This window comes from Microcoleus sp. AR_TQ3_B6 (assembly GCF_036702785.1).
Taxonomy (GTDB): domain Bacteria; phylum Cyanobacteriota; class Cyanobacteriia; order Cyanobacteriales; family Microcoleaceae; genus Microcoleus.
The window spans coordinates 123,131-129,393 of sequence record NZ_JAUBVJ010000012.1 but is presented as its reverse complement, the minus strand read 5'-3'; the positions used below and the strand labels follow the sequence as shown (position 1 = coordinate 129,393).

The following is a 6,263-nucleotide window of genomic DNA, read 5'->3' as shown; positions in this document are numbered from 1 at the left end:
TTTTGGTTTAAATATTGCCGAAAGGATGAATAGTTTAAAGGTATGTTAGTGAACCAAGAATCCCCGCGCGTTCACGCCGGGAGTGTCAAATTAGGTGTGCTACTATAAGAATAGGAGGAAATACTATGCTAGTTCTTGAATTCAAAGCCTACGGCAAAGCGTTTCAGTTCGTTGCAGTAGACGAGACGATTCGGATAACTCAGTTTATTCGCAACAAATCGCTCAGGCTGTGGATGGATGGCAAGGCTAAGTATTTGTTAGAGATGTCTCGGAACTGTACTGTTCTGGCAAAAGAGTTTGACTTTGCAAATAATAGATTAAATTCTATGGCAAGGCAGGCTAGTGCAGAACGGGCATGGGCTGCAATAACTCGGTTCTACGAAAATTGCCAGAAAAAGACTCTCAAGAAAAAAGGTTTCCCTAAATTCCAGAAAAATTGTCGCTCTGTAGAGTACAAAACCTCTGGGTGGAAACTGACCCAAGACCGAAAATCAATCACCTTCACCGATAAATGTGGGATAGGTAAACTCAAGCTGAAAGGGACTCGCACTCTGCTGTTCTATAGCTTAGACCAAGTAAAACGGGTTCGACTGGTGAAGAGAGCTGATGGTGTCTATGTTCAGTTTAGTATTTCCGTAGACCGCTCTGAATCTATCCCGGCAACGGGTAATGCTATTGGGTTAGATGTGGGTTTGAAGGAATTCTATACCGATTCAAACGGTGAAACAGCAATCAATCCCCGATTCCTGGGCACAGGTGAATTGAGATTAAAGAAGGCCCAAAAGCGCTTATCAAAGTGGGTTAAGGATTCAAACAATCGTCGCAAAGCACGGGTGGTTCTGGGTAAGAGGCATCTCAAAATAAGTAGGCAATCGTATTGCACCATGCTGTCAAGTTAGCGCGGTGCGCAATCACATCAAACGATGTAGTGGCCTAGGTCGATTTGAGAGTGCGAAATATGGCAAAGAATCACTGCGAAGCAAAATCGATTAACGACGCATCTTGGTATCTGTTCCGTATTTGGCTGGAATTATTCGGCAAGGTGTGTGGGAAAATCACGATTGCCGTAAATCCAGCTTATACGAGCCTTGAATGCTCTAGCTGTGGGACAGTGGTGAAAAAGGCTCTATCCACCCGTACCCATGCTTGTCAGTGTGGATGCGTCCTAGATAGAGACCACAATGCAGCTAGAATTATCCTGAGTCGAGGATTAAGTACGACGCGGCACGTCGGAACTTTTGGACGAGATACAATAAACGTTTGGGGAGTTGAGACCGCTACTGAGGTTGGTGCAAACCTATCTCAGCAAGTCACGACGCGGAACCAAGAATCCCTGCGCCTTGAGACCGGGGAGTGTCAATATGATAAATAGTCACCCTAACATTTAGAAAAGTTTGAGTTATAGCAATTATCAAGCTTTCAGACCGATCGCCACACATGATTTAATCGGTGCCTTGTATGATAGGGTACAAAAAATTAACATTATCTGAAATGTAACTTAAGGAGCGCTCGGTAACTTGGAAAACCATAAAGAAAAAATTCTGGTAGTCGATGACGAAGCCAGTATCCGCCGCATTCTGGAGACTCGCCTTTCCATGATTGGCTACGATGTCGTTACCGCTGCTGACGGCGAAGAAGCTCTCGAAACATTTCGCAACACCGAACCCGACTTAGTGGTTTTGGACGTGATGATGCCAAAGCTCGACGGTTACGGCGTCTGTCAGGAGTTGCGCAAAGAGTCAGACGTGCCCATCATCATGCTAACCGCTTTGGGAGACGTAGCCGACCGCATCACCGGTTTAGAATTGGGCGCCGACGATTACGTCGTCAAACCTTTCTCTCCCAAAGAACTCGAAGCCCGCATCCGTTCGGTACTGCGGAGGGTTGACAAAAACGGCGCCTCGGGGATTCCCAGCTCCGGAGTCATCCACGTCACCAATATTAGGATTGACACCAACAAGCGCCAAGTTTACAAAGGCGACGAACGAATTCGGCTCACGGGGATGGAATTCAGCCTGTTAGAACTGCTTGTGAGCCGTTCTGGAGAGCCTTTTTCGCGATCGGAAATTTTGCAGGAAGTGTGGGGATACACGCCAGAACGCCACGTAGACACCCGCGTAGTGGACGTTCACATCTCCCGGCTTAGGGCAAAGTTGGAAGACGACCCCAGCAATCCCGAATTAATTCTCACAGCCCGCGGCACAGGCTATCTGTTCCAGCGAATTGTCGAAATTGGAGAAGTAGGATAAAGTCAGTTGGCAGTTGGCAGTTGGCAGTTGGCATTAGTTAAATTACCAACTACCAATTACCAATGACTAATGACTAATGACTGCTGAGTGTTGACTGTTGACTGTTGACTGTTGACTGCTGACTGTTGACTGTTGACTAATGACTAATGACCAATGACTAATGACTAATGACCAATGACTAATGACCAATGACTAATGACTAATGACTAATGACAAAATCTGATCCCAATAGAGTTTTGCGGCAATTGCCCTTAGTAGCAGGAGGGTTAGCAGGTACGCTGCTAATGGTCAACCGCTTGCTGACAGAGCAAATCACAGATTCTCAAGCTCGATCGGACGCTTTGGGAGTAATTATCAGCGCTCTGCTGATTTTAACAGGTTTGCTGTGGCAGCAGGTGCAAGCGCGATCGCCGGATTCGGTAAAACTTATCGGCGAAGAAGGTTTTGAATTTGCGCCGGATTTGCCGGAGGCCGTGAAAATAGAATTAGCTTGGGCGTCGCGTTTGCTGTTGACAAATACCGCCACAAGGTCGATAGTGATTTTGTATCAAGGAAAAGTCCTATTGCGGCGCGGCATTTTAGGCATCAATCCCCACGTCAAACCAGGACCGATTTTGCAGCGAGTGTTCGACAAAAACAAACCAGTTTATTTAGTAAATCTCAATATTTATCCCGGGCGAATTGAATTTGACTATTTGCCAGAAAATACTCAAGGAGTCATCTGTCAGCCGCTCGGCACCCAAGGCGTTTTAATCTTAGGTGCTAACGCGCCCCGCAGCTATACAAAACAAGATGAAAACTGGGTTGAAGGTATTGCCGACAAATTAGAAAATACCCTCATACAGCACCTAAGTTCTTAACTTTTTAGGGTGCGCATTGTGCACCTTCCCATAACCTTTAAACCAAGCTAATATGACAACTAATTAGCTTCTCAATCTGCACCGTTTACCAAACAGCTTACCGAGCGAGGGTTCTATCGGTCTTGAGCTAGTCAAAGGAGTCCTAGTATTTCGCATTTCCACCAAAATACAGGAGCAAATAGAAACCTTAACCGCTCAAAAAAACCGCATCGGCTCTCACTTCTGAAGACGCAACAGAATCACTGGTTAGCAGCAGCTTTAGCTTATCCCGGAGTGCAGCAACTCGAACTCACAATTGCTATTATTATTCACTCAACCAAACTCACGGGTTTTCACCGACATCCTGCTGACCCAATTATTGTAGCAACAGCGAAAATACATGGGTGTCCGGTGCTGACGGCTGACGGGAAAATTTTGGCATATCCTGAAGTGCAGACTCTTAAATAATAGACGTTGAAATGTGTGGATTCTATTTGTATTTATAAGTTGGTAAGGTGCGCAATACGCACCTTACCAACTCAAAATTCAAAACTCAAAACTACTACCGAGCCCAATCAGTACCGCGCCACAGCGTAAAAAACAAAACACTAGAAATCAGCGCGCCCAGCAGCCACTTAACAGAATTTTTAAATAACCCCAAGCGCTGATTTGACTGAACCGCAGCTTTTTGCGTCTGCAACCGTTCCTTAGCCGGAGTAATTCTCGAAAGAATTTGGTTTTTCAATTGCTGTGGGTTTTCCGTATCCGCAGGTACCCCCAAACGGGTAAGTTCCCCCGCCAAAGTCCTTAAATCTTCAGGACTACCCTTAGTTACCCGTTCTTCCACCTGCTGTAACTGAGCCAATTGTTGCTTTGCTTGAGTATCAATTTGCTGGTTGTTTTGGTTGTTGACGTAGATAGTGCCAAAAATTCCCAAAGGCAGCATCAACAGAAAAACCAGACCTAGCAGCAGACACACCCAAGACAAAAGCTTCAAAAAAAGGTTTTCCAAACCTCTGCGGTCGTACCCTTCTCCAAAAAATATCAGCGCCATTGCCAGTAGAGGAACTGGCACCCGTTCCACTATTGCCCCAATTGTCTGCAATTCCCAGAGGCGATTGCCAAAATTTGCTGGTATAAGAACTACAATCGTATCTAATACAGACAAAATTAATAGACCGTAGCCAATCCAACGCAGCCTGTAGATAGAAAAACCTTGATCGCCTTGTACGTCATTCATAAAATAATCAGAATTGTTGTTAAGAAAAATCTCTCTTGACCCCGCCCAAAAACGGATACAAGTCCCCGACTCCTGTCGTGGAGAGTCAAAAATTTTAGACTTTTGTTCAAGCTTCCAGATTCATCTGTGGAGTAAATCTAAAACCTAAAATCTAAAATCTAAAATCGACTGACTCCACTCAAGGCTCGGGAAATCGCGGCTGCCACCACCCATACCAAGAAACCCAAGCATTCTCTAGAATTTTTTGGGCATCTTCTGGAGTTGTTTTATCCAAAGGCACAGACATCTGAGTCCACAAACAGCGCCGGTCTTGAATATTTCCCCGACCCAACAACCAAAACAGAATGCGGTTCGGGTTCCAATCGCGAGTATTTCGATTATATCTAAACTGTTGGGAAGTGACTGTAGCACCGCCGCTAGGATTGATACACGAACTCAAATACAGTCGATTTTTCTGTTGCAAGATTCCGTGAAACCCCACGCCTTGAGTGTTTGCTAATGCTAGTTTACCAGGATACGACTTGAGAATAGTATGTCCCTTCATCAGACCTTCCACATCTCCAATGGTGTCTACCGCATAGCGCATCTCTATTTCTAGAGCCATGCTATTCTTTTGATATTCGTATTTCCTGGCAGCTTGTAATCCTGAATTGTCCTTAAATTCCAGAAGCGCGCTCTTGTTGAGTTTCCAATCGGCTAGAGGCACCGACTCGGGAAACTCAAACGGGGTTGCCACATCCTTCGGGGCAGATGGATAGAAAACCACTTTTCCTGCCACCAACAAAACCCCTCCCAAAATAACAGCCAACAGGGAAAGCCTAAGTGGTTTCCAAGAGGTAATAGCCATTAGCAATTCTGTCCTTCGTTATTTTGGGGTTGGTCTTTCAAAATTGCAAACCAGCAGAATAAACCGAAAATAAATACAGCAATCATCGAAAAGATTACCGAACCAGTTCCTAGGTGCCAGTATTTAAATGCTTCGGGTTGAGATAGCGATACCAGCACCGCCAGGAGAGCAACTCGCGCAGCATTCACTACAAATGCACTAATTATTGCCACGAGTGGCACTACAATTTTCTGACCCAGCGTTGTTGGAAACATCAGCAAGAAAACCACAGCCATTCCTAACAATTGTAGAATCACATTCACCCCCGAACAGCCGTGATACACTTCCACGCTTCCGTTTTCCAGGATTAGCAAAATCCCTTTCCGCATTACTTCAAATCCTAGATAGTGCAGGATAAAAGCTGAAAATTTTGCTGTTAATGTGGCTACATCAACGAATACTCCGATGAATCCGGGAGGAATAGCTGTATAGGCAAGAATTAGAAGTTCCTGCCAATATTGTTTCAGTCCTTTTGTGCCAGAAGCCAGCAATGCGAGACTGATTCCAGACAAAAAAGGCGTTGTTCTGATAAACAAGTCGTATCCAGATATCGACGAACTTTTGAGCAATATTAAAGCAATTAACGATGCCCCAAAGAAGCTGGCGAAAACTCCGCTTTCAAAAGTTAAGGAGCCGTGCCTTTCCCAAATGAGAAATGCCACGACTCCCCAAAACAGTAACATTGTGCCGAATAGGTCAGTGTCGTTTATTCTAGAAGTCAGAGTTAGGTGCAGGGCAATCAAACCGGAGGCGATGCCTAACAGCCAGTATTTAGGTTCTTGGACGTGCTTGAGCCAGTTGATTTCGGTCATTGCTACTTTCTGTTTTTAGTAAAAGTTTCTAAAATCCTTACTTAACCTGGTAACTCTATACAAATTATCCGCCAGAAACACTTTAATTTATGCGTTTGGGATGATTGTTAACTAAATCTTAACAAAACTTGACAAAAGTGAATGTTTGTGATATTTACCTCCACCTAATTAAATCTGAAGTTAGGCGCTCATACCAAAGAAAGCGGGTTTTTTAATTCCTGGCGATCGCACTCCACG

6 protein-coding genes and 1 pseudogene are annotated in these 6,263 nt (G+C 44.8%); 4 read left to right on the top strand and 3 right to left on the bottom strand.

Annotated elements, in window-relative coordinates; translation table 11 throughout:
* Positions 1 to 125: 125 nt before the first annotated feature.
* The 4 genes and pseudogenes from QUB56_RS08980 to QUB56_RS08965 all read left to right on the top strand — a co-directional run bounded on the left by QUB56_RS08980 (position 126) and on the right by QUB56_RS08965 (position 3,556).
* Positions 126 to 1,372, top strand: a pseudogene (locus QUB56_RS08980) (RNA-guided endonuclease InsQ/TnpB family protein).
* A gap of 145 nt (positions 1,373 to 1,517) precedes the next feature.
* Positions 1,518 to 2,249 carry a response regulator transcription factor RpaB gene (gene rpaB, locus QUB56_RS08975; RefSeq protein WP_071587789.1) on the top strand — a complete coding sequence of 244 codons (732 nt, stop codon included), beginning with the start codon at positions 1,518 to 1,520 and terminating at the stop codon, positions 2,247 to 2,249.
* 209 nt (positions 2,250 to 2,458) lie between these two features.
* Positions 2,459 to 3,109: a cofactor assembly of complex C subunit B gene (locus QUB56_RS08970; protein ID WP_332954795.1), complete on the top strand. Its 651-nt coding sequence runs from the start codon at positions 2,459 to 2,461 to the stop codon at positions 3,107 to 3,109.
* A 273-nt stretch (positions 3,110 to 3,382) separates the two neighbouring features.
* The gene (locus QUB56_RS08965; RefSeq protein WP_332954794.1) at positions 3,383 to 3,556 is read left to right on the top strand and encodes a hypothetical protein; all 174 of its coding nucleotides are present in this window, start codon (positions 3,383 to 3,385) and stop codon (positions 3,554 to 3,556) included.
* 94 nt (positions 3,557 to 3,650) lie between these two features.
* Here the strand turns inward: QUB56_RS08965 and hpsJ-A are convergent, their stop codons facing one another.
* The 3 genes from hpsJ-A to crtA form a co-directional block, all read right to left on the bottom strand.
* Positions 3,651 to 4,328, bottom strand: a complete 678-nt coding sequence (hpsJ-A, locus tag QUB56_RS08960) for an HpsJ-like protein, cyanoexosortase A-associated (RefSeq protein ID WP_332954793.1) — start codon at positions 4,326 to 4,328, stop codon at positions 3,651 to 3,653.
* A 178-nt stretch (positions 4,329 to 4,506) separates the two neighbouring features.
* The gene (locus QUB56_RS08955) at positions 4,507 to 5,175 is read right to left on the bottom strand and encodes a cyanoexosortase A system-associated protein (RefSeq protein ID WP_332954792.1); all 669 of its coding nucleotides are present in this window, start codon (positions 5,173 to 5,175) and stop codon (positions 4,507 to 4,509) included.
* The gene (gene crtA / locus QUB56_RS08950; RefSeq protein ID WP_332954791.1) at positions 5,175 to 6,026 is read right to left on the bottom strand and encodes a cyanoexosortase A; all 852 of its coding nucleotides are present in this window, start codon (positions 6,024 to 6,026) and stop codon (positions 5,175 to 5,177) included. The genes QUB56_RS08955 and crtA overlap by 1 nt, the downstream gene beginning before the upstream one ends.
* Positions 6,027 to 6,263 lie beyond the last annotated feature (237 nt).